This window comes from Pseudomonas sp. GW821-FHT10B02 (assembly GCF_059415665.1).
Genome location: NZ_JBWKNR010000003.1, coordinates 45,855 through 71,872, shown reverse-complemented (window position 1 = coordinate 71,872; position 26,018 = coordinate 45,855). Strand labels below are relative to the sequence as shown.

Below are 26,018 nucleotides of genomic sequence, written 5' to 3'. Positions count from 1 at the left end.
GTCGTCACAAGCTGTCGCCCCACTGTAATTTTTGCGGCAAGGCCGGTAGAATCGACGGCTTTCCGTACAACCCCGTGGAGTGATGGCATGGCGGACGTAAAAAAGGTCGTACTGGCGTATTCCGGCGGCCTTGATACTTCGGTGATTCTCAAGTGGCTGCAGGATACCTACAACTGTGAAGTGGTGACTTTCACTGCCGATCTGGGGCAGGGCGAAGAGGTCGAACCGGCCCGCGCCAAGGCTCAGGCCATGGGCGTGAAAGAAATCTACATCGATGACCTGCGCGAAGAGTTCGTGCGCGACTTCGTTTTCCCGATGTTCCGCGCCAACACCGTTTACGAAGGCGAGTACCTGCTGGGTACTTCCATCGCTCGTCCGCTGATCGCCAAGCGTCTGATCGAAATCGCCAATGAAACCGGCGCCGACGCCATTTCCCATGGTGCTACCGGCAAGGGTAACGACCAGGTGCGCTTCGAACTGGGTGCCTATGCACTCAAGCCGGGCGTCAAGGTTATCGCTCCATGGCGTGAATGGGACCTGCTGTCCCGTGAAAAACTCATGGACTATGCCGAGAAGCACGGTATCCCGATCGAGCGTCACGGCAAGAAAAAATCGCCTTATTCGATGGACGCCAACCTGCTGCACATCTCCTATGAAGGTGGCGTGCTGGAGGATACCTGGACCGAACACGAAGAAGACATGTGGAAGTGGACCAAGTCGCCGGAAACCGCGCCTGACGTCCCTACCTACCTGGAACTGACCTACCGTAACGGTGACATCGTCGCCCTGGACGGCGTTGAAATGTCGCCGGCCACCGTATTGGCCACTCTCAACCGCATTGGCGGCGAGAACGGCATCGGTCGTCTGGACATCGTCGAGAACCGCTATGTCGGCATGAAGTCCCGTGGCTGCTACGAGACCCCTGGCGGCACCATCATGCTGCGCGCTCACCGGGCGATCGAGTCGATCACCCTGGATCGTGAAGTCGCTCACCTGAAAGACGAGCTGATGGTCAAATACGCCAGCCTGATCTACACCGGCTACTGGTGGAGCCCGGAGCGTCTGATGCTGCAACAGATGATCGACGCCTCCCAGGTCAATGTGAATGGTGTAGTGCGCCTGAAACTGTACAAGGGCAACGTGATCGTCACTGGCCGTAAGTCCGATGACTCGCTGTTCGACGCCAACATCGCAACCTTCGAAGAAGATGGCGGTGCGTACAATCAGGCCGACGCAGCGGGCTTCATCAAGCTCAACGCCCTGCGTATGCGCATTGCTGCAAACAAGGGTCGTTCGCTGATCTGAACGGCGCCTTGAAAGAAAACCCCGGCCTGGTCCGGGGTTTTTTTTTAGTTGTTGATCGACTGGGTTGCCAGGGTGGTCTGGATGCCTGTCTCCAGGTTGATTAGCGTCCAGGTGTTGCACAGTGGGTGGGTCTGGTCCAATGCCAGCATGGCAAAGTGTTCGAGCAATTGAGTTGCACATGTTCCGCTTATGGTAATGGTCACTGATGCTTGTGCAATCTGTGGCGGATTACCAAACGTATGAGCAGTGCCGTTGTCCGCTGCGAGGCTGATAGCTTCATTGTTTATCGGTAATTCAGTGGGTGCCTGTATTACGTCGCTAATCATCGTTTCTACCGCGGCGGATAGTTGCGCTGAAGTAGCAGGAGCGGAGGCGTCGGTGGATTCCTGTACTGGCAGTGAGTACAAAGATTTGTAGTTGAAGTTGAGTGTAAGGAAGAACAAGACTGTCAGAAAAAACGGAAAGCCTACAAGAAACCATGTGTAGGTGGTCTGGCTGTCTTCACTTAGAAATGGCAACGAAGCCAGTGCCGAGGCTTCGATGATTCCGGCGAATATTGCAATGATGGTCAATGGGCTTTTCGGCTCTGCGTTGCTCATCGCCGTGTCCTCGCTTTCACCCGGTCGAGTGGCTATTAGTCTGGATAACACGCCGGGTTGGCACCGGGCGGGATTTCTGGTCGGGGAGCTATTGCCTCGCATCTTGTATCGAAGTTTATAGATGTCGGTAAATGTGTATCAGGAATATAGGACTTTTCCTTCAAGTATTAAGGTACTGCTGGCTGGGCTGTTTAGGTGTTCTGGTGCTATTTTTAGTTTTAGAGGTTAACTCTGTTTCGTTCAAGGATACTGGTGTAAGTGTGAGAATGTGCAGGTTAAGGTTTTTTGTAGGACCGATCCTCTATGTGTGTAGGTTTTATCTTTGTGTGCTTTTGCTCGCGGGTGCCGCAATACAATATGTCGTGTAACTAGGCTATTGTGCGGGCTCAAAAAAAATCGAACAGCGAACAATTGGATCTGCCCATGAATAAAGTGCTGATCGTGGATGATCACCCGGTCATCCGCCTGGCTGTACGTATGCTGATGGAGCGGCATGGCTATGAAGTCATCGCAGAGACGGATAATGGCGTGGACGCGTTACAACTGGCACGAGAGCATGATCCGGATATCGTCATTCTGGACATCGGCATCCCCAAGCTCGATGGTCTTGAAGTTATTGCCCGGCTTACGACCACCTGCCCGGGTGCCAAGGTGCTGGTGCTGACTTCCCAGGCACCTGGGCACTTTTCGATGCGTTGTATGCAGGCAGGTGCCGCTGGCTATGTCTGCAAGCAGCAGGACCTCACGGAACTGCTCAGTGCAATCAAGGCTGTGCTGTCCGGCTACAGTTACTTCCCCAATCAAGCACTGCATTCGGTGCGTAGCAACCTGGGCGGCACCAGCGAGGCCGACATGGTCGAGCGTCTGTCGGGGCGGGAGATGATGGTCCTGCAGCAACTGGCGCGCGGCAGAACCAACAAGGAAATTGCCGACGGTATGTTTCTGAGCAACAAGACCGTCAGTACCTACAAGACCCGGCTGCTACTCAAGCTCAATGCCCGCTCATTGGTTGATCTGATCGAGCTGGCCCAGCGCAACGGCCTGGTTTGATATCGCCAGAAGCAACAAAGCCTCCACTCGGGAGGCTTTGCTGGTGAGGCCGGTACTCAGCAGCCAAGGGGTTCCTGGCTTGCGCAGTCGAGGCGTCAGAGGTCGAAATCGTAATCGGCCAATTGTTTTTGCAGGCGACGTTCTTCCAGCAGGTTATCGATGGTGCGGCGCTTGCTCAAGTTGGTCTTTGCCACTTCGGCCGGAACATCGTCCTCTGCGTCTTCAGTGGCGATGTCGTCATCAACAACCAGGTCTTCTTTATCGGTGCTCATAAGTCACTCCAAGCCAAGAGGGCCATTGGCGCACCTTATAGCGAGAATTTTCGAGCCGGTACAAAAGATTTTTTCAATCGGCCCGGCACAGTTTTCACTATCTGCTCAATCGTCTGAGGTTTTGTGCTTGTATTCACACAGGTCTTCGATCCGGCAACTTCCGCAACGGGGTTTACGTGCCAGGCACACATAGCGCCCGTGCAGGATCAACCAGTGGTGGGCGTCGAGCAGGTAAGCCTTGGGCACGAACTTCATCAATGCTTTCTCAACCTCCAGGACTGTCTTGCCCGGAGCAATTCCGGTGCGGTTGCTGACCCTGAAAATATGCGTGTCCACCGCCATTGCCAGTTGCCGGAAGGCGGTGTTGAGGACCACGTTGGCGGTCTTGCGACCCACACCAGGCAATGCTTCAAGTGCCTCGCGAGTTTCCGGTACCTGGCTGCCATGCTGTTCGATCAGCAAGCGGCAGGTTTCGATTACGTTGCGGGCTTTGCTGTTGTACAGGCCGATGGTCTTGATGTATTGCGACAGTCCATCGACGCCAAGGGCGTAGATGGCTTCGGGAGTATTGGCGACCGGGTACAACTTGGCGGTCGCCTTGTTCACGCTGACATCGGTGGCTTGCGCCGAAAGAATGACCGAAATCAGCAACTCGAAGGGGGAGGTGTAAGCCAGTTCTGTCTTGGGCTCGGGATTGTCTTCGTGCAGCCTGCGAAATATCTCCAGGCGTTTGGCGGCATTCATGGGGTCAACACTTTCCTTGACGACGTGAGGGGGCTCGCCGCAGGCAAACCCTGTTGTACAGGGCCAGCAGCAGGCCCAACAGAAAAAATGCCCCAGGCAGCAGGGCAGCCAGGCGTAGTCCTGCCCAGCCAGACAACAACTCGCGGCAAAGCCCCAAGGCGATACACAGGGCGGCGAATGCGCCTAGCAACTGGGCGGTGTCGCGCCAGTGACGGTTCTCGCCTTGAGCGTATTCGAACATCAGGCATTGTACGGCGATCAGTGTCGGGTAGGGGCTCAGCGCCTGATGTAGGGGCAGGGCCCAGGCGCGCAGACTCAACTCCAGGCAAGTGGTCAGCGCTGCGGCCAGCAGCACGCTGGCGAGCATTCTGCCGCGGGCCGCGAGCCAGCGGTGCAAAGAACCCATTGCCAAGTGATGCAGGGTAATCAGTAACACGCTGAAACCGGCGATGGCGCACGCGTCAAGCAGCGTCTGGGTGATACCCAGCAACGGGGCCAGGCTCACGGCGGCCAGCCATTGCCTACTCATCACTGCCTGCCTCAAGTAAGTGCTGACGATGTTCGTCGAAGTAGCGCAGGGCGTCATGCACAGCATGGATCACTGCACGCGAAGTCACCGTGGCGCCTGCCAGTTGATCAAACTGACCGCTGTCACGCTTCAGAGCCCAGGCGGCATCAGGTGTGGTCTGCCGGCTGATACCGATGAAGCCTTGTAGCCACTGGTTACCCGGTTCGACTAGCCTGGCCCCCAGGCCAGGTGTTTCCTGCTGACGTAGTACCTTGCTGGCGATCAGGCGGCCTTGCGTGTCGATGGCGATCAGCAGCTCGATCTGGCCTGCGTAACCCGGAGTCTGACTGTGCAGCACTACCGCGCTGGGGCGACCGGCAAGGGTGGCACGATAGCCTGCCAGCAGCCGGCTGTGGGCGAGGGTGGGGGCGCTTAGCACCAGGGGTGTCTGCAATGGCTGGTTGTCATAGGTTTTTTCTGGCAGGACGCTGAGCCAGGTCTGCGCCTTGAGTTTCTGCTCGGCCAGGGAGATATCCCGGGCACTGAAGTGCTGCCAGATCATGCTGCTGCCCAGGCTCAACAAGGCAATGAGCAACAGCAGCATGGCGCTGCGTATCGATGAGCGGTTCATGATGACACCGCTTGACGACGTTCGGCCCAGCGCTCCAGCGCCGGTACGCACAGGTTCATCAGCAGCACCGCAAAAGCGGTGCCATCAGGGTAGTTGCCCCATGTGCGGATCAGGTAGATCAACAAGCCCATGCCTATGCCAAACAGCAAGCGGGCCTGTGGCGACCTGGGGCCGGAAACCGGTTCTGTGGCAATAAAGAATGCGGCCAGCATGGTCGAGCCGCTGAACAGATGCAGTAACGGTGAGCCGTTGGAATCCGAGCCGGATCCATTCCAGAACAACAGGCTGATCACGAACAGACTCGCCAGCAAGCCGACAGGGGCATGCCAGCTGAAGACCTTGCGTTGCAACAGCAGTAAGCCACCAAGCAGGAAGGCCAGGTTGACCGTTTCGCTGCCTGCGCCGCCGAAATGCCCGAAGCCTGGATGAGTGCTGAACAACTCGTCGAGGGTCAGGCTGCGGTTGTTGCGCAGTCCATCCAGAAGGGTTGCCTGGGCCCAGGCATCTGGTTGCTCGCCGGTACTGAAAGCCAACACGTGTTGCAAGCTGCTGCCCAGATCCAGCAATTGCGCGCCGGGCCACTGGGTCATGTGCAGCGGGAAGGCCAGCAAAACCACGGCATAGCCGAGCATGGCCGGGTTGAACGGGTTCTTGCCGACGCCGCCATACAGTTGCTTGCCAAGGCCGATGGCACTGACCGTGGCGATAACCGGTACCCACCAGGGGGCGTAGGCAGGCAAGGCAGCGGCAAGCAGGGTGGCGCTGACCAGGGCGCTGCCATCATTGAGTGAAGGCAGGACCGGGCGTTGCTGCAGCTTCAGTAGAAGCCCTTCGCTCGCCAGGGCTGAGCCTGCGCACAACAACAGATTGAAGAGCATCCCCCAGCCATGCTGCCAGAGCAGCGTCAGCACCCCGGGCAGGCACGCCAGCAGCACCAGCAGCATGGTGCTGCGCAGGCGCTCGCTGTTATCAACGGCCGGCATGGGCGGTGGCCGGTTGCAAGGCCAGCAGTTGTGCCTGGGCCTGTTCGGCCTCTTGTTCCAGTTCGGCCAACTGTGCCAGCTGAGTAGCGTTCGGTGTCGCACCGAAGGCGCTTCTGGCTTTGTTCAGCTGTGCCCGGCTCATGGCGGCGGCAATCTTGGCTTTTTTCAGTGCGGCATCGGCCGCGGCGGCTTTCTGTGCCTTGACCCGCTCGATGGCGGCTTTGATCGGGTCATCGCTGGTTACGGCATGCTCCGGGGTGTTACTGGCGGCGCTGCGTTGACTGCGGGCGGCACGTTCGGCTTGCTTGCGCGCTTCTTCGCGCTGCAGGCGGCTGTTGCGCAATTCAAAACGACGACGGGCATGATTGCGTTTGGCGCTGCGGGCGGCCAGGGCCTCGGCGTCCTGGGCCATGCCACCGACAATCGGGATGATGTTGCTGGTTGCGCTCAGTGGCAGCAGGTCGATGCAATCTACCGGGCAGGGCGCCACGCACAGGTCGCAGCCTGTGCATTCAGCACTGATCACGGTGTGCATCAATTTGGCTGCACCAACTATGGCATCCACCGGGCAGGCCTGGATGCATTTGGTGCAGCCAATGCATTCGGCTTCGCGGATATAGGCGACCTGGGGCGGCGCGCTACCGCGCTCAGGGTCCAGGGCTATGATCGGCACCTGCAGCAGGTTGGCCAGGGCGGTGATGGTTTCGTTGCCGCCTGGCGGACATTTATTGATCGCTTCGCCCTTGGCCAGGCCCTCTGCATAGGGCTTGCAGCCAGGGTGACCACATTTGCCGCATTGGGTCTGCGGCAACAGGGCGTCGATGCGTTGAATCAGACTCATGATGTAAATAATCCGTTGAAGCCGAGAAACGCCAAGGCCATCACTCCCGCGCCGATCAACTCTGCAGGCAGGCCGCGAACGCTCTCGGGCATCGCCTCGTTGTCACTGCGTTGACGCAGGTCGGCGAACAGGCTCAAAGCCAGCCAGAATCCCAGACCGCCGCCCAGGCTCCAGGCCAGGGTCTGCAGGGGGCCGTAGGCGCCTTCAATGACCTGCAGGCTCAAGCCTAGCAGTGCCACATTGCCCAGCAGTAACGGCATCAGCCCGTCGAAGGGCAGGCTTGGTATCGCTCGAGACAACAGGCCGAGCAGCGGCTCGATCAACAGTACGCACAGGGGTAGCAGGACGAACAGGCGTAGGTAGTCAAGCTGCAAGGGTTGCAGGAGGTAGTGATACAGCAGTTGCCCCAGCGTGACGGCCAGCACCAGTAACGCCAGTGTTGCCAGCCCCAGGGCGTGCAGTCGACGGCGGTCCTGGCCAGCAGAAGGTTGCAAGGCCGGGTCGATGGCCAGCCCTTGATGCAGGACCAGGTTGTTGACCAGCGCGGCGCTGATCAGGGCCAGGATGAATTCGCTCATGGGGGTGCACATTGCCAGGGCTGTTCGCCATTATCCGGCAATGACGCGAGGATGAGAACGCCCCGGACGCAATCGTCCGGGGCGTGAGGCCTTACTTGATGCGCTGACCGGGTTTGGCGCCGCTGTCAGGGCTGAGCAGGTAGATTTCTTCACCGCCGGGGCCGGCAGCCATGACCATGCCTTCGGAGATACCGAAGCGCATTTTGCGCGGCTTGAGGTTGGCGATCATCATGGTCAGGCGACCTTCGAGCTTGGCCGGGTCCGGGTACGCCGACTTGATGCCGGAGAACACGTTGCGCTGCTCGTCACCGATGTCGAGGGTCAGGCGCAGCAGCTTGTCGGCACCTTCCACCGCTTCGGCCTTGAGAATCAGGGCCACGCGCAGGTCGACGGCAGCAAAGGTATCGAAGTCGATCTCGGCGGACAGCGGGTCTTTGCTCAGTTCGCCATTGCCGGTGACTACGGAAGTCTGGCTGGCGGCCAGGTCTTCCTTGCTGGCGGCGGTCATGGCCTCGACCTTGGCCGGGTCGATGCGGCTCATCAGCGCCTTGAACGGGTTCAGTTGGTGATTGCTCAGGCGGGTCTGGTGGTCGTCCCAGGTCAGTGGGGCAACATTGAGGAACGCCTCGGCGTCGGCAGCCAGCAAAGGCAGTACCGGCTTGAGGAAGATCACCAGCTGGCGGAACAGGTTGACGCCCTGGGCGCAGATGGCCTGGACTTCATCCTGTTTGCCTTCCTGCTTGGCCAGGGACCACGGTGCCTTGTCGGCGATCCAGGCGTTGGCGCGGTCGGCCAGGGCCATGATTTCACGCATGGCACGAGCGAAGTCGCGCGCTTCATAGGCTTCGGCGATGCTTGGCGCAGCGGCCAGGAAGGCTTCGGTCAGCTCGGGCGCGGCGTCGCCGGCAACCATCACGCCGTCGTTGCCCTTCTGAATGAATCCGGCGCAACGGCTGGCAATGTTGACCACCTTGCCGACCAGGTCGGAGTTGACCTTCTGCACGAAGTCTTCCAGGTTCAGGTCGAGGTCATCGACGCCGCGGCTGAGCTTGGAGGCGTAGTAGTAGCGCAGGTATTCCGGCGCCAGGTGGTCCAGGTAGGTACGGGCCTTGATAAAGGTGCCGCGCGACTTGGACATCTTCGAGCCGTTGACGGTCAGGTAACCGTGCACGTTGATGCCGGTCGGCTTGCGGTAGCCGGCGCCTTCGAGCATGGCAGGCCAGAACAGGGCGTGGAAGTTGACGATGTCCTTGCCGATGAAGTGGTACAGCTCGGCCTTGGAGTCCTTGTTCCAGAACGCGTCGAAGTCCAGCTCGGGACGACGGGCGCAGAGGTTCTTGAAACTGGCCATGTAGCCGATCGGCGCGTCCAGCCAGACATAGAAGTACTTGCCGGGTTCGTCGGGGATTTCGAAACCGAAATACGGCGCGTCACGGGAGATGTCCCATTCCTGCAGGCCGGCATCCAGCCACTCGGCGATCTTGTTGGCTACGGCGTCCTGCAAGGTGCCGCTACGGGTCCACTGCTGGAGCATGGCCTGGAAGTCGGGCAGCTTGAAGAAGAAATGCTGGGAGTCCTTGAGCACCGGGGTAGCGCCGGAAATCGCCGACTTGGGATTCTTCAGCTCGGTCGGGGCATAGGTGGCGCCGCATTTTTCACAGTTGTCGCCGTACTGGTCTTCGGCGGCACACTTGGGGCAGGTGCCCTTGATGAAACGGTCGGCCAGGAACATTTTCTTGTCCGGGTCGAAATACTGGGTGATCGAACGGGTGGCAATGTGCCCGGCGTCACGCAGCTTGAGGTAGATCTGGCTCGACAGCTCGCGGTTTTCTTCGGCGTGGGTCGAGTGGAAGTTGTCGAAGTCCACCAGGAAGTCGGCGAAGTCGCCACTGTGCTCGGCCTGGACGGCGGCAATCAGTTGCTCGGGGGTGATGCCTTCCTTTTCGGCGCGCAGCATGATGGCCGAACCGTGGGCGTCGTCCGCGCAGACATACACGCACTGATTGCCGCGATGTTTCTGGAAGCGCACCCACATGTCTGTCTGGATGTACTCGAGCATATGGCCAAGGTGAATGGAACCATTGGCATAGGGCAGGGCGCTGGTGACGAGAATCTGACGTGGCTCGGACATGGGGGCTCGGCTACTTTTTTCGGCTACTTGAGATGAAACAATGATCGGCCACTATAAAACGCCGGGAAATTTATTTCACCCCATGGACGTCTGTGGATGTTTCGCGGGTTAGCATAGTGGTCTGTTTTACTCAGTCTTTTTAACGGGAGTCTCCATGAGTGCCGTCACTCGCGCAGCCGTCGAAGCCGTTCTTCGCCAGTATACCGACCCTTACCTGAACCAGGACCCGGTCAGCGCCGGCTGTGTCCAGGCCATCGATATCCAGGGCGAGCGGGTCAGTGTCCGGTTGCAGCTGGGGTACGCCGCCGGCCTGTTCAAGAATGGCTGGGCCCAGGTCCTGCAAACTGCCATTGAAGGTATCGAGGGTGTCGCTTCGGCGCAGGTTGAAATCAATTGCGTGATCACTGCGCACAAGTCCCAGGCGCAGATCCCTGGGCTGGCCAACGTCAAGAACATCATTGCGGTGGCCTCGGGCAAAGGCGGCGTGGGCAAGTCCACGACCGCCGCCAACCTAGCCCTGGCCCTGGCCCGTGAAGGCGCGCGCGTGGGTATTCTCGATGCCGACATCTATGGCCCGAGCCAGGGCGTGATGTTTGGTATCCCGGAGCGCACCCGTCCGCAGGTGCGCGATCAGAAGTGGTTCGTGCCGCTCAAGGCGCACGGCGTCGAAGTCATGTCCATGGCTTTTCTGACTGACGACAACACACCGATGGTCTGGCGCGGGCCGATGGTTTCCGGGGCCTTGCTGCAACTGGTGACCCAGACTGCCTGGGACAATCTCGACTACCTGGTGATCGACATGCCGCCAGGCACCGGCGACATCCAGCTGACCCTGGCGCAGAAAGTCCCGGTGGCAGGTTCGGTGATCGTCACCACGCCGCAGGATCTGGCCCTGATCGACGCCAAGAAAGGCGTGGAAATGTTCCGCAAGGTCAATATCCCGGTGTTGGGTGTGGTCGAGAACATGGCTGTGCATATCTGCTCGAACTGTGGCCACGCCGAGCATCTGTTTGGTGAAGGCGGCGGTGAGAAGCTGGCCAGCCAGTATGGCGTCGAACTGCTGGCCTCGCTGCCGCTGTCGATGCTGATTCGCGAGCAGGCCGACAGTGGCAAGCCGACTGCGATTGCCGAGCCTGAGAGCCAGATTGCCATGGTTTACCAGGAGCTGGCCCGTCAGGTGGGTGCGCGGATCGTGCTGCAGGAGGCAGCGGCGCCTGCGATGCCGAATATCACCATTAGCGAAGATTGAGTGTGCCTTGCTGGCGATGGGCTGCGAAGCAGCCCTGGATTGGAACGCCAGGCATAAAAAAAGCCCCGCCTGTTGAGGGCGGGGCTTTTTTCAAGCTGTAAAGCGGAAGTTAGATAACTTCTACTTCTTCAGCCTGCATGCCTTTCTGACCGCGGGTAGCGATGAAAGAGACCGCTTGGCCTTCTTTCAGGCTCTTGAAGCCGTCAGCCTTGATGGCTTTGAAGTGTACGAACAGGTCGTCACCGGATTGTGGGGTGATGAAGCCGAAGCCTTTTTCATCGTTGAACCACTTAACGGTACCGGTTTGGCGATTGGACATGGTCTGTCTCCTTGGACAAAGTTAACTACGACTCAGGAAACGCCCTGGCCGAGACTGAGTGCAAAGAGGCAGAAAATTCATGAAGATGGGTTGATCGAAATCTTGCATCAGGTAGATATTCTCAGTGACACGTGCAGCACAGTGGCGTCACCATAACCCTTTTTCCAGAACGTGCCAATGGTCTTGTTCAGCTTTCGCGCAAATCATGACTGACGGTCCTGCAAGCCTGCCTGAAGGCCCCGGTACACGGGGATTCGACGCTTGGCGGTGGATGAAACTTTGAACCGGGCGCCGGGCCCGGTAAGATGCGCCACAGAATTTCTTCACCTCGTTACTTCAGGACACCCGCCATGAGCATCAAATCGGACAAGTGGATTCGCCGCATGGCGCAGGAACACGGCATGATCGAGCCGTTCGTCGAGCGCCAGGTGCGCGGTGAGAGCGACAACCGGCTGATCTCCTTCGGTGTCTCCAGCTACGGCTACGACGTACGCTGCGCCGACGAGTTCAAGGTGTTTACCAACATCAATTCGGCGACCGTCGATCCGAAAAACTTCGATGCCGGCAGCTTTGTCGACGTCAAGAGCGACGTTTGCATCATCCCGCCGAACTCTTTCGCCCTGGCCCGCACCGTGGAGTACTTCCGGATTCCGCGTAACGTGCTGACCATCTGCCTGGGCAAAAGCACCTACGCCCGTTGCGGCATCATCGTCAACGTCACCCCGCTGGAACCTGAGTGGGAAGGCCACGTGACCCTGGAGTTCTCCAACACCACTACCTTGCCGGCGAAAATCTACGCCAATGAAGGCGTGGCGCAGATGCTCTTCCTGGAGTCCGATGAAGAGTGCGAAGTGTCCTACAAGGACCGTGGTGGTAAATACCAGGGCCAGCGCGGCGTCACCCTGCCACGCACCTGATCCGAAAAAACGCGGGAATTCCCGGCGGCTGGCAAACTCTAATGAGATGAACTGTTCCGCCAGGCAGCAGGCCTGGCGGACTTCGCCGAGGAGCCGCTCATGAAACTCGATCCGGCCATCAGTGCCAAGCTGGCTGTTTTACAGCCTAATCAGGTCGGAGTGATGGCCTGGTCGCTGCTGGCCCATCCGCATCCGCATTTCGCTCATGCAGGCGGGGTACCCGGTCAGCCCGACCCGGACACCCCCGACCAGCCGTCACCTGACGAAAATCATCCGATGGAACCGGGTGAGCCGACCTTGCCTGACGAACCACCACCCGCGCCCGTCGCCTGAGGCTTACTTCAGGTTACCGCTCAAGAACTGACGCAGGCGTTCGCTTTTCGGATTTCCGAGTACCTCGGCGGGCGGCCCTTGCTCTTCGACCAGGCCCTGATGCAAGAACATCACCTGGGTCGCCACTTTGCGCGCAAAGGCCATTTCGTGAGTCACCATGATCATGGTCCGGCCTTCTTCGGCCAGGCCCTGGATCACCCGCAGCACTTCGCCGACCAGCTCCGGGTCCAGCGCCGAGGTTGGCTCATCGAACAGCATGACCTCCGGCTCCATGGCCAGTGCCCGGGCAATCGCCACGCGCTGTTGCTGCCCCCCGGAGAGAAACGCCGGGTACTGCTCGGCCACGCGCGCGGCCAGGCCGACCTTGTCCAGGTAACGCCGGGCGCGGGCTTCGGCTTCCTGCTTGCTGACGCCCAGAACCCGTCTTGGCGCCAGGCTGATGTTGTCCAGCACGCTCAGGTGGCTCCACAGGTTGAAGTGCTGGAAAACCATGGCCAGACGCGTGCGCAGGCGCTGCAGTTCGTCCGGATCGCTGACCCGCAGACCGAGGTGGTCATGGCTCATGTGCACCGGTTTGCCATCGAGGGTCATGCTGCCCTCGTTGGGTTGCTCGAGAAAGTTGATACAGCGCAGGAAGGTGCTCTTGCCCGAGCCGCTGGCGCCGATCAGGCAGATCACGTCACCGGTCTTCGCCTTCAGCGAGACACCCTTGAGCACATGGTGTTCGCCGTAGCGCTTGTGCAGGTCTTCGATGGTCAGTTTGTACATGCGCAGGCTCTCAAAGGTGACTATGGCTCAAGGCGATAACAGGTAACCGCTGCGGTAGGGCTGGCGGCCGGCCACATGCGCAATGACCATGCCGGCGGTAGCCATGCGCCGTAGCGAGCGGGCATACATGAGGCCGGGCTGGACGTTGCGTACCGCGGTCACCCGGTCGCTGAGCGGGTCGATGACTTCGGCGATCAACTGGTCAGCCTCCAGGTACTGGCCCGGCTTGGCGTGGAATACCAGCAAGCCGCCCAACGGCGTGGCCACCGGTTCCACACCCGCCAACGGGGTTGCCGGATACGACAGTGGCGGAAGGGCGCTCGCTTGGCCTTCGATGGCGCCGTATTGCGTCAGATAATCGAGAATCGCCGCGCAATCCTGCTCCGCCAGCGGGTGACTGACATCACCCTGGCCGCGCAACTCGACGGTGACCGAGAAACTGCCTTGCGGGATCGGGAACTGTTTGCCGAAACGCTGCTGCAGCTGCCACCAGACCAGGGTGAAACACTCGTCGAAGGACTGCCCGCCCGAATCGGTGGCCAGCAGGCTGGCCTGGGCGCCGAGGTAGCGCGACAGCGGCTCGACCTGCGGCCAGGCCTCGGGGGTGGTGTACAGGTGGGCGACGGCTTCGAAGTCGCAATGCAGGTCCAGAACCATTTCGGCATCGCAGGCCAGTCGCTGCAGGGTCAGGCGCTGTGACTGCAGCGGTGTATGGACCGGGTGGGCATCCAGGGCACGGCGCAGGCATTCGCGGATCAGGGCAACGTTGTGCGCCGGATCCTGGCTCAGGTGCGCTTCGATCTGATCGCCGATCTTGTCGCTCAGGTCGACGAAGTTACGATTGAAATTCTCGCCACTCTGCAGCTCGAAGCGGCCCAGCGGCATATCCATCAGCACCTGTTCCAGGCCGACCGGGTTGGCGATCGGCACCAGTACGATTTCGCGGCGCAGCAAGCCCTGGGCTTCGAGCTCGCCCAAGCGTTTCTTGAGGTGCCAGGCCACCAGCATGCCGGGCAGTTCGTCGGCGTGCAGCGAGGCCTGGATGTAGATTTTGCCGGCGTCCCGCGGGCCGAAATGGAAGCTGTGGATCTGGCGGGCGATCCCTGGAACCGGTGCCAGAATATCGTGGGTCGAGTGATGCATATCAGTCCTAGTGAGTCGGTCCTAGAAAAGCCAGCCAGCGCCGTTCGGCGAGGCGGAACAGGCCAACCAGAGCGAAGGTCACGCACAGGTAGATCAGTGCGGCGATACCGAACGACTGGAAGGTCAGAAACGTGGCCGAGTTGGCGTCGCGGGCGACCTTGAGCACATCCGGCACGGTCGCGGTGAAGGCAACCGTGGTGGAGTGCAGCATCAGGATCACTTCGTTGCTGTAGTAGGGCAACGAGCGGCGTAGCGCCGACGGCATGATGATATAAGCATAAAGTTTCCAGCCGCGCAGGCCATAAGCCTTGGCTGCTTCCACCTCGCCATGGTTCATGCTGCGGATCGCGCCGGCGAAGATCTCGGTGGTGTAGGCGCAGGTATTGAGGGCGAAGGCGAGGATGGTGCAGTTCATCGCGTCACGAAAGAAGCTGTCGAGCAGTGGCTGCTCGCGCACCGCGGCCAGGCTGTAGATCCCGGTGTAGCAGATCAACAGCTGGATATACAGCGGTGTGCCGCGGAACAGGTAGGTGTAGAACTGCACTGGCCAGCGGATCCAGAAACGCGGCGAGACGCGGGCGATGGACAACGGTATCGAGGCCACGAAGCCGATTGCCAGCGAGGCGGTCAGCAGCCACATGGTCATGGCCAGGCCGGTGATGTGCGTGCCATCGGTATAAAGAAAATCGCGCCAGTATTGCTGCAGCAATTCGATCATCGGATGGCCTCCCGAGTGCCAACGTTGTAGCGCCGTTCCAGCCAGCGCAGGGCGATGTTCGAGGCGCTGGTGATCAGCAGGTAGATAAAGGCTGCGACCATCAGGAAGTAGAACAGCTGGTAGCTGCTCTTGCCGGCATCCTGGGCGGCCTTGACCAAGTCAGCCAGGCCGATGATCGAGACCAGGGCGGTGGCCTTGAGCATGACCATCCAGTTGTTGCCGATGCCGGGCAGGGCGAAGCGCATCATTTGCGGGAAGACCACGAAGCGAAAGCGCTGCATACGCTTGAGGCCATAGGCGGTGGCGGCCTCGACCTGGCCGCGGGGCACGGCAAGGATCGCGCCGCGGAAGGTCTCGGTGAAGTAGGCGCCGTAGATGAAACCCAGGGTGATCACGCCCGCCGCGAACGGGTCGATCTCGATGTATTCCCATTCCAGGTAGTCGGTGAGCGTCGTCAGCCAGGTTTGCAGGCTGTAGAAGATCAGCAGCATCAGCACCAGGTCGGGTACCCCACGAATCAACGTGGTGTAGGCCTGGGCGATCAGGCGCAGCGGGCGCATCGGCGAGAGCTTGGCGCTGGCGCCGAGCAGGCCCAGGCCAACGCTGACCAATAGCGACATGAAGGATAACTTGATGGTCATCCAGGTGCCCTGCAGCAGCAAAGGGCCGAAGCCCTTCAGGCTGAAGGCCGAGAGTCCCAGAAACTGCAACAGGTCTTCGAACATGTAAGCAACCTATGCCAATGGCTGTGGGAGCGGGCTTGCCCCGCGATGAGGGCGGAACTTCCTCGCGGGGGCAAACCCGCTCCTACTGTTATTTGCCGCTGTAGAGGTTCAGATCACCGAAGTGTTTTTTCTGGATCTCGGCATAGGTACCGTCATCGTGTAACGCTTTGATACCTTTGTTGATCAGGTCCTGGAGCTCTTTGTTACCTTTTTTGATACCCACCGCGGTCTTCGACGGTAGCAATTCGCTTTCTACCGGTGCGCTGACTTCATAGCCTGCACCCTGGGGCGACTTGAGAAAGCCCAGTTCAGCCTGGAGCATGTCCTGAATGGAGGCATCCAGACGGCCGGAGGTCAGGTCGGCATAGACCTGGTCCTGGTTCTGGTAGGCCTGGGTCTTGACCCCGGCTTTGTCCAGCACGGCCTTGGCGTAGGCCTCCTGGATGGTGCCTTGCTCATAGCCGACCGTCTTGCCTTTGAGCGAAGCCGGATCGGCGCTCAGTCCGGAACCTTTTTTGTACACCAGCGAAGTCGGGCCGGAGAACAGTTCATTGGAGAAGTCGATGACTTTTTCCCGCGCCGGGGTGACGGTCATGGACGAGATCACCCCGTCGAACTTGTTGGCCTTGAGGCCCGGAATCATGCCGTCGAAGTCGCTCTCGACCCATTTGCATTTGACCTTGAGCTCGGCGCAGATGGCGTTGCCCAGGTCAATGTCGAAGCCCACCAGGCTGCCGTCGGCGGCCTTGGATTCAAACGGGGCATACGACGGATCGACGCCGAAGCGCAGCTCCTTGTATTCCTTGGCCAGGGCATTGCCCGCAGCCAGACACAGTGCAAGTGCAGAAAACGTCAGCCATGCTTTTTTCATTGTGTGTCCCTGGATTTGTAACCTAGTGGGGTGGCACTGGGCCGTTACCGGCCAGTGCCTGACATCACAATGACAGCAATTTTCACACCATGTCGCAGGAGCGGGCTTGTCCCGCGCTGTCAGTAGCGCGCATCCACCGGCTTGCCGCCGTTGGGCCAGTCCTTGACCTTGTCCGGGAAGTCCGGTCGCGGCTGTTGCGAGAACCAGGCGGCAACATCCACCGCTTCCTGGTCGCTCAGGCCACCCTGGCCCAGGGGAAAGCGCTCATGAAAGCCGATCGGCATGTTGCGTTTGACGAATGCGGCAGCTGTGTAGGTCCGCGCCATGCCGGCACCGATGTTGAAGGACTGCTCGCCCCACAGTGGCGGGAACACCAGGCTGCCATCCGCACGGGCCAACCCCTGGCCATCGGCGCCATGACACACCGCACACTGTTTGACGTAGACCTGTTGGCCGTTATCGAGGTCGGGCTTGATCGCTGGATCGATCTTGCCAACACCACGTCCAGCCACTTTGTCGCCGGGCTGGGTGTTGTTTTTCATCCACTCGAAGTAGGCGACCATGGCCTGCATGTCAGCTGACTGCGGCGCAATCGGCTTGCCGTTCATGGAGCGGCGGAAGCAGCCGTTGATGCGCTCTTCCAGAGTAATCACCTTGCCGGCGCGCGGCGCGTACCCGGGGAAAAACGCCGACACGCCGACAAAGGGCGAACCATCGGCTACGGTACCGGCGTTGAGGTGACAGCTTGTGCAATTGAGCGCATTGCCGACGTTGTCCGGCAGCAGTTCCTTGGTCTGCAGGTGCAGGCGCATACCGCGGATCACCTGATCGGCGTTGGCGGCGGCGAGCAGGTCGGCCAGGCGCGGGGTCTCGAAGGCAGTCGAATCAGTGGTTTGCGGATTGAGCTGAGCGCGCAGCTTTTTCACCTGTTCCGGGATGACCGCTGAACTGTCGTTGCCCCAGCGGCTGCGCACGAAACTGAGGATTTCGGCGATTTCCTGATCCGATAAGCGCGCGAAACCGGGCATGGTGTAGGTGCGCGAATGGGTGGCGGTCTGCGCGGTCTCCCAGCCAGTCAGGGTAATGTGCAGCAGCGAGGTTGGGTCCCTGGAGGCGATGCTCGGATTGCCGGCCAGTGGCGGGAACATGCCGGGCACGCCCGCGCCGTCGGTACGGTGGCAGTCGCTGCAGAACTGGGTGTAACCCAGGCCACCCCGGCTGCTGAACAGATCGGCCGGTGGCGCGGTCGGCGTCAGTGCCACGGCGGGCATGGGCAGGTCGTTTTCGCCCGGCGGCAGCGATTTGAGGTAGCTGGCGATGGCGGTCAGGTCGGCATCGCTGAAGTGCTGAGTACTGTGATGAATCACGTCGGCCATGTTTCCGGAGACCGTGGCGAAGCGGTTCTGTCCGGTTTTGAGCAATTGTACGGTGTCTGGCACCGTCCACAGATTGCGCAGGCTCAGAGCGCGCCAGTGCTCGACGGTTTCCCCGGCGAGGAAGTGCTTGCCACTGCTGCCGGTGTCACTCATGGCCTTTTCCTGAAAGGCGATGCCGCGCGGGGTATGGCAGGCGCCACAATGGCCCAGGCCCTGCACCAGATAGGCGCCGCGATTGATCAGCGGATCACGGTCCGGGTCGGGTTCGAACGGTTGATCATCGACAAATGCCCAGTTCCAGAATGCCAGCCCCCAGCGCATGTTGAACGGCCAGCTCATGTCGGCGGCCTGGTTGGACTGGCTGATCGGCTCCACCGCTTGCATCAGGTAGGCGTACAGCGCCTGCATGTCCTCCTCGCTGATTTTGGCGTAGGACGGGTAGGGCATGGCGGGATACAGATGGGTGCCGTCGGCGCTCACCCCTTCGCGCATGGCCTTGTCGAACTGCTCGAAGCTGTAACGCCCGATACCGGTTTCCGGGTCCGGGGTGATGTTGCTTGAGTAGATCGTGCCCATGGGCGTCTTCAGTTGCAGCCCACCGGCCATCAACGGACCTTGCGGGGCGGTGTGGCAAGCGATGCAGTCACCGAGCTGGGCAACGTAGCGGCCACGTTCGAGCAGTGACTTGTCGGTGGTTTGCGCCGCTGCCATGTCTGGCTCACTGGCGTGAAGGGCGGGTATCAGCAGCAACGTCGTGGCGCACAGGGCCAGGCGTGAAAGTACGGAAGCCATTGCAAATTCCTTTAGTCACCCGGCCTGGGTGGTCCCTTGGGCGCAGGTGTGCAATCGTTTTTATGATTCATCAGGCAGCACTGGGAGCGAGGCTCGTCCCAGTGTTGTTGTAGAGGATTTGCAGGTGGGTACAGTTGATGTGGATCAGCGCAGCCGGCATTGCACCGGCTGCGGGGTGCGAGAGGATTACTTGCCCGGCACCAGGGTCAGACGCTTGCTGCCATAGGCGCGGTCGAAGTTTTGCGGTTGCAGCGGCAAACTCATGTAACGGCCCTTGAACCAGGCGTCCAGGCCATCGGCAAAGTGCGGGCTGGCCGGGTTGCCGGACTGGCCGCTGCTGCTCTGCAGTTGCAGCGGTTCGATCTGGCCGAAGTCCACGACCATGCGCAGCGACGGCGCCAGCTGGGCGTTGAAATCCTTGCCCCAGGCATAGGGCGCAAGGTTCAGGGTGCTGTGGTCACCGCCGCTGGCCTGCGGGCCACGGCTGACTGCATCACCCAGGCCATGGAAGGTCGCTGTCGGCCAGCGGTACTGGTGCAGCTTGCCCCATTGCCAGGCGCGGCGGTCATTGCCCAGTTGCGCTTCACCGGCAGTGACTGCTGCAGCCAGGCTGCGGGCGAGGATCGCTGGTTTGTCTTCTTGCTGCGCGGTGCGCTGGTCGTTCCAGAACGGGCTGTCTTCACGGCCGAGCAAATGATCGGCCTGTGCCGAATAGGACAGCCGCGCATTACCGACGAAGGCCTGCCAGGTCGCCGAAGACTCCGGGCCGAGCTCATCGAGGAAGGTCTGTTTCGCGCTTTCCTGCAGAAACAGTTCATACAGTGCGGCGTCGGCCGAGGTGGTACTCAGGCGGCCATCGAAGGCCATCAGCCGCGTATAGGCTTCACGAGCCTTGCTGCGCTGATCGCCGGGCAACGCGTCGATCGCCTGTTTCAGCGGCTGAGCCATGCCGGGTGCTTCGAACATCTGCTTGAGCTTGGCGGCGAACAGGGTGGTCTGGTCGTTTTGCATGGTGATCAGGCTGCGGCTGTCATGCTTGCCGTTAGCGGCCAGCTGCCCCAGGCGCTCGGCGCGCTCGGGGTAGTACCAGCTGTTGGACAACTGCATGCCGTAACCTTTGGGCACGCTGCGCTGGTTGGCATTGCCAAGCCAGCCCTGCGGCGGGTCCTGGTCGTAAGGGTGGAGCATCGGGTCGGCGTAGCCATCCCAGTCGTAGCGCCCGTCCCAGCCCGGCGAGGGCAGCAGCCCCTGGCCTTCACGACGGTTGGGGAAGCGGCCGCTGACCTGCCAGCCGATGTTGCTGGCGTCGGCGAAGACGAAGTTCAACGCCGCGGCGCCGATTTCGCGGGTGTTGTCGAAGGCCCGCTCGACGTTCTGCGCCCGTGACAGGTTGAAAAATGCATCCAGGCTCTGGTCGCCCTTGAGCTGTGGCAGTTGCAGGGCCAGGCCCAGGCTGGCGTTCTGCGCCTGGCCGAGCAGCGTGCCATGACGGGTGTCGTACAGGGTTTCGCGCTGTGGGCGCTGGCCCTTGACGAAGAAGGTTTCGTTGCGCGCCAGAGCTGGCAGCCATTTACCGTCGGCCTGGTACATCAGGCGGCTGCCTTCGCGTTTAAGGCGTTCCAGGTACAGGTCCTGGTTATCGGCCATGACCGCACTGGCGCTCCAGGCCAGTTTGCCGTTGTAGCCGGAAAGCAGCAGAGGCAGGCCGGCAATGGTTACACCCGCGGCCTGGTATTTAGGTGCGCGTATCTGCACCGGCGTCATTGCCCAGGCTCCGAGGGTGTCGCTGGCCAGCAGGCTCTTGCCGCTACGGCTGCGTTGCGGGGCAATCGCCCAGTTGCTGGAACCGGCCGTGCCCAACAGGTTGAGGGTAGCCAACTGTTCGCTGGCGGCGCTCAGCGGTGCCAGCCCGGCCAGCGCGTTGCCCAGGCTCAGGCCTTTGAGCTTGTCGGCTTCAGCGGTCGGCAGGGGTTCGTCAGGGTAGCTGGGCAACAACCACGGCAGTTTGTCGCTGCCGACTTTCTGCGCCAGGGTCAACGCGGCGAGTTCTTCCTGCAGGTTGACCGACTGGCTGAAGTTGTACAGGCAGAAGATCAGTGCCGAGTCTTCAGGCTTCCAGTATTCCGGGCGGTAGCCGCTTTGCGCCAACGGCGCCGGGAGCCGGTCACGGTAACGGAACAGATAGGCATTGACGCCACGGGCATAGACTTCAAAGAAGCGCTTGAGCCGTGGCGAGGCATCGGCGTAAAGCTGGTTGGCGGTCTGTTTCAGGTTGGCGCCACGCATCAGCCGGTCGACTTCCAGTACATCCGGGCCGGCAATCTCGGCCAGGCGACCCTGGGCCAGCAAGCGCATGCCGACCATTTGCCCGATGCGGTCACCGGCATGCACATAGCCCAGTGCGAACAGGGCGTCGTGGAAGTTGCTGCTTTCGATCAACGGCATGCCCATGGCATTGCGTCGTACCGAGACGTTCTGCGCCAGGCCTTTAAGGGGTTGTACGCCGCTGGCCGGAGGCACGCTGTCGCGATAGCCACCCATCTGGCAGCCGCTCAGGGCAAGCACGCCGAACACCGCTGCGGCTACGCCGAACCGGGGGAGGAAAGGGGGGAAGGCTGGCGCGGCCATGGTCGGGCTCCTGCAGGGCGTGGCGTCTAAAAGGCGCTACGTTAGTGAGCCCGACCACGCCATGCAAGCGGGGCACAGCCTTTATTTTTCAGGCTGTTCAAAGGCCACTATCAGGCCCCGTGGCACTTCTTGAACTTCTTGTTGCTGCCGCATGGGCACGGGTCGTTGCGGCCGACATCCTTCAGGGCGTTGCGCACCGGCTCCTGGTGACCGTGGTTGCAGTGCGGACCGTGAACATGGCCGTGGTCATGATGATCATGATCGTGGTTGCAGTCAGGGCCATGAACATGGGGTTGTTGAGTCATTGCGGGTTACTCCGGTAAAAGATCGCCGGGAATTATCTCACCACTGCGCGATAAGTGCAGTTCGCGGGCGAAGAATAATCCGCTGTTGAGCTCGCCATCGAGGCGGTAACGCAAGGGAAGTTCAGTGTTTTTGAGCATTTTCGCCAGCGGTTTGACCTGTTTCCAGAGGTTGGTGCGCACGGGGATCTTGAAGGTCCGCCGGGCGTGTCCGCCGACACTGCGCCACAGGCTTTCCTCCCCCTCGACCAGTAACAGATCGTTCAGGTGCACGGTGTAACTCAGGTAGCGGATGAACAGGCGTCCGTCGTTGGGGTTGTCGACGCGTACATGAAGGACGAATTCTTGCTCCAGCAGGTGCATCTTGACCGCTTCGACCTTGACTAGGCGAACCTCGGGATCGCGGTAGTCACTGTCCAGCCAACTGGCACACCCGGTCAGTTGCAGTATCAGAAAGCTGAACAGCAACAGACGGGTCATAGGCGTTAGCTCCCCAGGTAACTGGCGCAGCACTTCTTGAATTTCTGCCCGCTGGCGCATGGGCAGGCGTCGTTGCGTCCGGCTTTCAGGCCGACTGTCGGGTCGATGAAATACCAGTGCCCGTCATTCTGCACAAAGGCCGAACGCTCGCGATGGCTATGTTCACCGTCATTATCGTGCCAGCGGGCAGTGAAGGTGACGAAGGCATGTTCAGGCTTGCCGCCAAATACTTCGGCGCTTTCCACTTCAAGGCCCAGCCAGGTGCTTTGCGCGCTCCAGGCGGCAATCGCAGCGCGGTCAAGGCCGGCCTGCTGCGCGGGCAGGGTGGTGTTCACCAGGTAATCGATCAGCCCCAGCACATAGGCGCTGTAGCGCGAACGCATCAGCGTCTGCGCATCGGGGGCCGGATGCCCGGCGTGATAGTGTCCGCAACAGGCGTCGAGCAGATTACCGCTGCCGCAGGGACAAACCGAGACACTCATTGTTTCACCACCAGTACTTGCCAAAATTTTGCGGATTGGCCCAGAACTTGGCATTGAGCCAGTCCGGGACCTGTTTGTATTCACGTAGATCATAGGTGAACAGGCTCAGGACCTGATCATCGCGCTGAAACTTTTCGTTGGCTTGCAGGGCCAGGGCGAAGAAATCGGTGTCTTGCCAGCCGCAGGCGCTCAGGTCGGCCAGCACTGCCACGCGGCTGGCATTGAGGTTGCGGATGCCGCCGAGCAACTCCAGGCCTTTGCGTTTGGGCAGATGCTCCAGGCAGTCGACCAGCAAGGCCAGGTCGAAGCGTTGAGCGGCCAGATTCTCTGGCAACGGGCCCGGTTGGGCCTGGGCAATTTCGACCTGCGGGTGCGCCTGGGCAAAGGCCTCCAGAGCTGGAAAACGCGTGCCGACCAGCAGCAGACGTTGCGGTGAATGGCGTTCAAGCAGCGCCGCCAGGGCTTGCTGCGGGGTTCGTTGGGAAAATCCGTCAATCATCGGGAATCCTCGGTCAGATGCGTCAAGACTAACGATCTCGGGCCGTCAGGCATAGTGTCTGACAGCCGCATCATGGCTTATTGCTGGCGGAGTCGGTTTGCGCGGTCTTTACTCCCATAGCATCGGTTTTAAACCGATTCCCCCTAGGAGACGCAACAAAATGAGCATAGTACGCACAGCATTACCTCTGGTTCTGCTAACCAGCGTCTTAACTGGTTGCGCAGGTTTGCAAAAAACTGACTGGCCGATATGTGCTGCCGTCGGGGGTGTGGGCGGCGCGGGATTGGGCGCCATAGAAAGTTCGAGCTGGGCTGGCTGGGGCGCATTGCTTGGCGCCGGCTTGGCGGCAGGCTATTGCTGGGCCCATGGCGATGGCGATGAAGATGGTGACGGCGTACCGGACAGCCGCGACAAGTGCCCGGGTACTCCGCGTGGCGTTCAGGTCGATGCCAATGGCTGCCCACCTGAGCCTGCGGTGGTCGAAGAAGCGGTCGTGGTCAAGGAAGAGGTCATCGTCATTCGCGACGTTCACTTCGAGTTCGACTCTGCCCGGTTGACGCCGGCCGACAAGGAACGCCTGAACACCATTGCAACCCGCCTGAAAAACGAGGCGCCGACGGCCAGACTGAGTGTCACCGGTCACACCGACAGCGTCGGTCGCGATGCCTATAACCAGAAACTCTCGGAGCAACGTGCCCAATCGGTCACCGACTACCTGGTCAGCAGCGGCGTGCCGCAAGCCAGTTTTGTTTCGGTGCAGGGTGCAGGCGAGTCGCAGCCGGAAGCTGACAATGCGACCGCTGAAGGGCGGGCAACGAACCGCCGTGTGGAGATTCGTATCCAGCGCTGAAGCGCAACCGGCCTGCGGCTTGAGAAGTGCCGCAGGCCAGTCTTTACTCCTGTGTGACCGGTAGACGCCGGTGACACAGGAGCAATTCCCATGAGTGTTTTCTCCAAGGCCGCAGTACCGGTGCTGGTGACTGCAAGCCTGATCTCCGGTTGCGCCACCCACAGCGATGGCAGCGCCCCACTCAATCAAAGGACCTGGCCAGTCTGCAGCCTGCTTGGTGGTTTGGTAGGTGGCGGGCTGGGGGCTATCGAAAGTTCTGCCTGGGCAGCCGGTGGTGGTGTTGCCGGGGCCATTGCCGGCGGCCTGATCTGCTATGCCCAGGACGGCGACGAGGACGAGGATGGTGTGTTCGACCGCCGTGATCGTTGCCCTGATACGCCGGCCAACACGCCGGTCAGCCACACAGGTTGCCCGCTCCCGCAATACCCGGTCACCGACAAGGCAGCGCCCGAGCCTGAAGTCATCACCCTCAATGACCAGGGCTCGGTGATGTTCGCCTACGACTCCGCCGAACTGACCAGCAGCGCCCATAGCCAGTTGCAGGGGCTGATGGGCAAGCTCAATGCGCCCGGTGTGACCAGCGTCAAGGTGATCGGTCATACCGATAGCCAGGGCTCGGATGCCTATAACCAAGCGCTATCCGAGCGGCGCGCCAGCAGCGTCGCCGAGTACCTGATCAGCCAGGGCCTGGCCCCCTCGAAAGTGACCAGCCAGGGCCGCGGTGAAAGTGAGCCGATTGCCGACAATGAGACCGACGCCGGGCGCGCGCAGAACCGCAGGGTAGAACTGCACCTCAATTGAACCTGCCTCTGGTGCGCGGCAGTGCCAGCCGTTACTGTTGCAGACGATGCCAGGGCTTCTGGCATCGCCTAAAAAAATAACAGCAGGGGGCGCGTATGAAGGGCTTACTGGGGCTGGGCAAAGCCCTGACGGTAGTGTTCTGGTGGGTGGTGCTGGTGAATTTGCTGATTCCCCAGGAATTCCCCTTCAATCGATTGATCGCTTTGGCCGGCGCAGCATTGCTCGGCCTGCACCTGCTGGAAGTGCTGTTTTTCAATGGCCGTCTGCGTGGGCGCAGCCATCGCTGGTTTGACCGCTTGCAAATCCTGCTGGTCGGTATCTTTCATGTCCTTTCGATTCCAGCGCCCCGTCAGGAGACTAAACATGCGTAAGTTGGTCTTGCTGGCTGCATTGTTCAGCCCCCTGGTGCTGGCGGAGTCGATCAGTGTCGCGCCGCACTCGTTGCTGCGTTTGCCGAATAAATCCAGTGTCGTGCACCTGCAGCGTCTGCACGTGGCCGATGCCGCAACGCTGCTGTTGCCGGCCAGTCTGGTCGAACTGAAAGTGGACGAGCTGCAGCTGGGCCAGGAGGCGCGCATTGCCATTGCCCCGGCCGAGAGCACATTGCGCGTTGAAGTGGCGCGGGCACAGCTGGGTGAGGGCAGTCAGATCGCCGCGCGTGGCGCTCCGGGTACTTATGAGCGGGCAGCGCTGGCCGGGCGCAACCTTGATCTGCAGTTGCATGCCGTGCAGGCGCCGTTGCTGGCGATCGATGCCCGCGGAGGTGCTGGGGCGCCAGGGTACGTCGGGCTTGACGGGGCCAACGGCAAGGCTGGCGGATGCACATGGGGCGAGGCAAGCCGTGGTGCCAATGGTGACAACGGTGGCGATGGCCATGATGGCGCGGCGGGCGGTCGGGTACGACTGGCGCTGCCGGCGGACTTTCCCGCAGAACGGATCAAGGTCCAGCTCGACGGCGGGGCGCCAGGTGTAGCGGGTGCAGCGGGCAAGCCGGGAGCAGGGGGCGCGAGCAAGGGTTGCCTGGTCTACCGGACGGCTGCGGGCGCCCCCGGGAAACCAGGGGTTGCCGGTCAGCCAGGATTGGCTGGCAATGCCGGCGAGTTGATCCTGCAGCGCTTGTAGG

Annotated in this window: 29 protein-coding genes and 1 pseudogene; 9 read left to right on the top strand and 21 right to left on the bottom strand. The window is 60.8% G+C overall.

From position 1 onward, the window contains the following. The first annotated feature begins 87 nt into the window (after positions 1 to 87). Entirely contained in the window at positions 88 to 1,305 is a 1,218-nt protein-coding gene (locus AC07OF_RS06055; RefSeq protein ID WP_045185748.1) for an argininosuccinate synthase, read from the top strand. Positions 1,306 to 1,349: 44 nt separating this feature from the next. On the opposite strand, the gene AC07OF_RS06050 is transcribed toward AC07OF_RS06055, so the two are convergent. Beyond that, positions 1,350 to 1,904: a hypothetical protein gene (locus AC07OF_RS06050; RefSeq protein WP_408635391.1), complete on the bottom strand. Its 555-nt coding sequence runs from the start codon at positions 1,902 to 1,904 to the stop codon at positions 1,350 to 1,352. Positions 1,905 to 2,327: 423 nt separating this feature from the next. Between AC07OF_RS06050 and AC07OF_RS06045 the strand changes: the two genes are divergently transcribed. Further along, positions 2,328 to 2,954 carry a response regulator transcription factor gene (locus AC07OF_RS06045; RefSeq protein WP_157191405.1) on the top strand — a complete coding sequence of 209 codons (627 nt, stop codon included), beginning with the start codon at positions 2,328 to 2,330 and terminating at the stop codon, positions 2,952 to 2,954. 95 nt (positions 2,955 to 3,049) lie between these two features. Here the strand turns inward: AC07OF_RS06045 and AC07OF_RS06040 are convergent, their stop codons facing one another. The 8 genes and pseudogenes from AC07OF_RS06040 to metG form a co-directional block, all read right to left on the bottom strand. Beyond that, the gene (locus AC07OF_RS06040) at positions 3,050 to 3,226 is read right to left on the bottom strand and encodes a PA3496 family putative envelope integrity protein (protein ID WP_198325401.1); all 177 of its coding nucleotides are present in this window, start codon (positions 3,224 to 3,226) and stop codon (positions 3,050 to 3,052) included. Between the two features lie 105 nt (positions 3,227 to 3,331). Then, the gene (gene nth, locus AC07OF_RS06035; RefSeq protein WP_038607795.1) at positions 3,332 to 3,970 is read right to left on the bottom strand and encodes an endonuclease III; all 639 of its coding nucleotides are present in this window, start codon (positions 3,968 to 3,970) and stop codon (positions 3,332 to 3,334) included. Positions 3,971 to 3,974: 4 nt separating this feature from the next. Then, positions 3,975 to 4,499 carry an Rnf-Nqr domain containing protein gene (locus tag AC07OF_RS06030; RefSeq protein WP_495072669.1) on the bottom strand — a complete coding sequence of 175 codons (525 nt, stop codon included), beginning with the start codon at positions 4,497 to 4,499 and terminating at the stop codon, positions 3,975 to 3,977. Continuing rightward, complete coding sequence (locus tag AC07OF_RS06025) at positions 4,492 to 5,109, bottom strand: RnfABCDGE type electron transport complex subunit G (RefSeq protein WP_495072668.1); 618 nt, start codon at positions 5,107 to 5,109, stop codon at positions 4,492 to 4,494. Before AC07OF_RS06025 ends, AC07OF_RS06030 begins: the two co-directional genes overlap by 8 nt. After that, positions 5,106 to 6,092, bottom strand: coding sequence for an RnfABCDGE type electron transport complex subunit D (locus tag AC07OF_RS06020; protein ID WP_495072667.1), 987 nt, complete (start codon positions 6,090 to 6,092; stop codon positions 5,106 to 5,108). Before AC07OF_RS06020 ends, AC07OF_RS06025 begins: the two co-directional genes overlap by 4 nt. Next, a pseudogene (gene rsxB, locus AC07OF_RS06015) lies at positions 6,088 to 6,933 on the bottom strand (electron transport complex subunit RsxB); the annotation flags it as partial. The pseudogene rsxB and the gene AC07OF_RS06020, both read right to left, overlap by 5 nt. Then, positions 6,930 to 7,511, bottom strand: coding sequence for an Rnf-Nqr domain containing protein (locus AC07OF_RS06010; RefSeq protein ID WP_495072666.1), 582 nt, complete (start codon positions 7,509 to 7,511; stop codon positions 6,930 to 6,932). The pseudogene rsxB and the gene AC07OF_RS06010, both read right to left, overlap by 4 nt. Before the next feature lie 91 nt (positions 7,512 to 7,602). Next, positions 7,603 to 9,642 carry a methionine--tRNA ligase gene (gene metG / locus AC07OF_RS06005; RefSeq protein WP_157191412.1) on the bottom strand — a complete coding sequence of 680 codons (2,040 nt, stop codon included), beginning with the start codon at positions 9,640 to 9,642 and terminating at the stop codon, positions 7,603 to 7,605. A 154-nt stretch (positions 9,643 to 9,796) separates the two neighbouring features. Here metG and apbC point away from each other — a divergent pair, with 154 nt between their 5' ends. Then, on the top strand, positions 9,797 to 10,891 hold the full coding sequence (gene apbC / locus AC07OF_RS06000; RefSeq protein ID WP_157191413.1) for an iron-sulfur cluster carrier protein ApbC: 1,095 nt from the start codon (positions 9,797 to 9,799) through the stop codon (positions 10,889 to 10,891). Positions 10,892 to 11,000: 109 nt separating this feature from the next. Here apbC and AC07OF_RS05995 read toward each other — a convergent pair whose 3' ends face one another. Next, positions 11,001 to 11,210, bottom strand: coding sequence for a cold-shock protein (locus tag AC07OF_RS05995; protein WP_010221054.1), 210 nt, complete (start codon positions 11,208 to 11,210; stop codon positions 11,001 to 11,003). Between the two features lie 350 nt (positions 11,211 to 11,560). Between AC07OF_RS05995 and dcd the strand changes: the two genes are divergently transcribed. Further along, positions 11,561 to 12,127, top strand: a complete 567-nt coding sequence (gene dcd / locus AC07OF_RS05990; RefSeq protein ID WP_028943496.1) for a dCTP deaminase — start codon at positions 11,561 to 11,563, stop codon at positions 12,125 to 12,127. A 99-nt stretch (positions 12,128 to 12,226) separates the two neighbouring features. Further along, complete coding sequence (locus AC07OF_RS05985; RefSeq protein ID WP_038607815.1) at positions 12,227 to 12,460, top strand: hypothetical protein; 234 nt, start codon at positions 12,227 to 12,229, stop codon at positions 12,458 to 12,460. 3 nt (positions 12,461 to 12,463) lie between these two features. Here AC07OF_RS05985 and AC07OF_RS05980 read toward each other — a convergent pair whose 3' ends face one another. The 11 genes from AC07OF_RS05980 to AC07OF_RS05930 all read right to left on the bottom strand — a co-directional run bounded on the left by AC07OF_RS05980 (position 12,464) and on the right by AC07OF_RS05930 (position 23,244). Then, positions 12,464 to 13,228, bottom strand: a complete 765-nt coding sequence (locus AC07OF_RS05980; protein ID WP_038607818.1) for an ABC transporter ATP-binding protein — start codon at positions 13,226 to 13,228, stop codon at positions 12,464 to 12,466. 27 nt (positions 13,229 to 13,255) lie between these two features. Next, positions 13,256 to 14,371, bottom strand: coding sequence for a succinylglutamate desuccinylase/aspartoacylase family protein (locus AC07OF_RS05975; protein ID WP_476446644.1), 1,116 nt, complete (start codon positions 14,369 to 14,371; stop codon positions 13,256 to 13,258). Between the two features lie 7 nt (positions 14,372 to 14,378). Next, positions 14,379 to 15,089 carry an ABC transporter permease gene (locus AC07OF_RS05970; RefSeq protein WP_157191415.1) on the bottom strand — a complete coding sequence of 237 codons (711 nt, stop codon included), beginning with the start codon at positions 15,087 to 15,089 and terminating at the stop codon, positions 14,379 to 14,381. Then, positions 15,086 to 15,814, bottom strand: coding sequence for an ABC transporter permease (locus AC07OF_RS05965; RefSeq protein ID WP_157191416.1), 729 nt, complete (start codon positions 15,812 to 15,814; stop codon positions 15,086 to 15,088). The genes AC07OF_RS05970 and AC07OF_RS05965 overlap by 4 nt, the downstream gene beginning before the upstream one ends. An 88-nt stretch (positions 15,815 to 15,902) precedes the next feature. Next, a complete protein-coding gene (locus tag AC07OF_RS05960) occupies positions 15,903 to 16,685 on the bottom strand; it encodes a transporter substrate-binding domain-containing protein (protein ID WP_157191417.1) in 783 nt (260 codons plus the stop codon). A gap of 119 nt (positions 16,686 to 16,804) precedes the next feature. Continuing rightward, positions 16,805 to 18,853 (bottom strand): c-type cytochrome, encoded by a 2,049-nt coding sequence (locus AC07OF_RS05955; RefSeq protein WP_495072665.1) that lies wholly within the window; start codon positions 18,851 to 18,853, stop codon positions 16,805 to 16,807. Between the two features lie 186 nt (positions 18,854 to 19,039). Further along, the gene (locus AC07OF_RS05950; protein ID WP_157191419.1) at positions 19,040 to 21,481 is read right to left on the bottom strand and encodes a penicillin acylase family protein; all 2,442 of its coding nucleotides are present in this window, start codon (positions 21,479 to 21,481) and stop codon (positions 19,040 to 19,042) included. A 110-nt stretch (positions 21,482 to 21,591) separates the two neighbouring features. Beyond that, positions 21,592 to 21,786, bottom strand: coding sequence for an SEC-C metal-binding domain-containing protein (locus tag AC07OF_RS05945; RefSeq protein WP_031321030.1), 195 nt, complete (start codon positions 21,784 to 21,786; stop codon positions 21,592 to 21,594). A 6-nt stretch (positions 21,787 to 21,792) separates the two neighbouring features. Beyond that, a complete protein-coding gene (locus AC07OF_RS05940; RefSeq protein ID WP_157191420.1) occupies positions 21,793 to 22,263 on the bottom strand; it encodes an LEA/WHy family protein in 471 nt (156 codons plus the stop codon). Between the two features lie 5 nt (positions 22,264 to 22,268). After that, the gene (locus tag AC07OF_RS05935; RefSeq protein ID WP_157191421.1) at positions 22,269 to 22,745 is read right to left on the bottom strand and encodes a YchJ family protein; all 477 of its coding nucleotides are present in this window, start codon (positions 22,743 to 22,745) and stop codon (positions 22,269 to 22,271) included. A gap of 4 nt (positions 22,746 to 22,749) precedes the next feature. Beyond that, complete coding sequence (locus AC07OF_RS05930) at positions 22,750 to 23,244, bottom strand: DUF6231 family protein (protein ID WP_157191422.1); 495 nt, start codon at positions 23,242 to 23,244, stop codon at positions 22,750 to 22,752. Positions 23,245 to 23,404: 160 nt separating this feature from the next. Here AC07OF_RS05930 and AC07OF_RS05925 point away from each other — a divergent pair, with 160 nt between their 5' ends. The 4 genes from AC07OF_RS05925 (at position 23,405) to AC07OF_RS05910 (ending at position 26,017) form a co-directional block, all read left to right on the top strand. Further along, on the top strand, positions 23,405 to 24,094 hold the full coding sequence (locus AC07OF_RS05925; RefSeq protein ID WP_157191423.1) for a PA1041 family peptidoglycan-binding anchor lipoprotein: 690 nt from the start codon (positions 23,405 to 23,407) through the stop codon (positions 24,092 to 24,094). Positions 24,095 to 24,184: 90 nt separating this feature from the next. Beyond that, the gene (locus AC07OF_RS05920) at positions 24,185 to 24,895 is read left to right on the top strand and encodes a PA1041 family peptidoglycan-binding anchor lipoprotein (RefSeq protein WP_476446648.1); all 711 of its coding nucleotides are present in this window, start codon (positions 24,185 to 24,187) and stop codon (positions 24,893 to 24,895) included. A 95-nt stretch (positions 24,896 to 24,990) separates the two neighbouring features. Next, on the top strand, positions 24,991 to 25,266 hold the full coding sequence (locus tag AC07OF_RS05915) for a DUF1145 domain-containing protein (RefSeq protein ID WP_157191425.1): 276 nt from the start codon (positions 24,991 to 24,993) through the stop codon (positions 25,264 to 25,266). Then, on the top strand, positions 25,259 to 26,017 hold the full coding sequence (locus tag AC07OF_RS05910; RefSeq protein WP_157191426.1) for a collagen-like protein: 759 nt from the start codon (positions 25,259 to 25,261) through the stop codon (positions 26,015 to 26,017). Before AC07OF_RS05915 ends, AC07OF_RS05910 begins: the two co-directional genes overlap by 8 nt. Position 26,018: the final 1 nt, after the last annotated feature.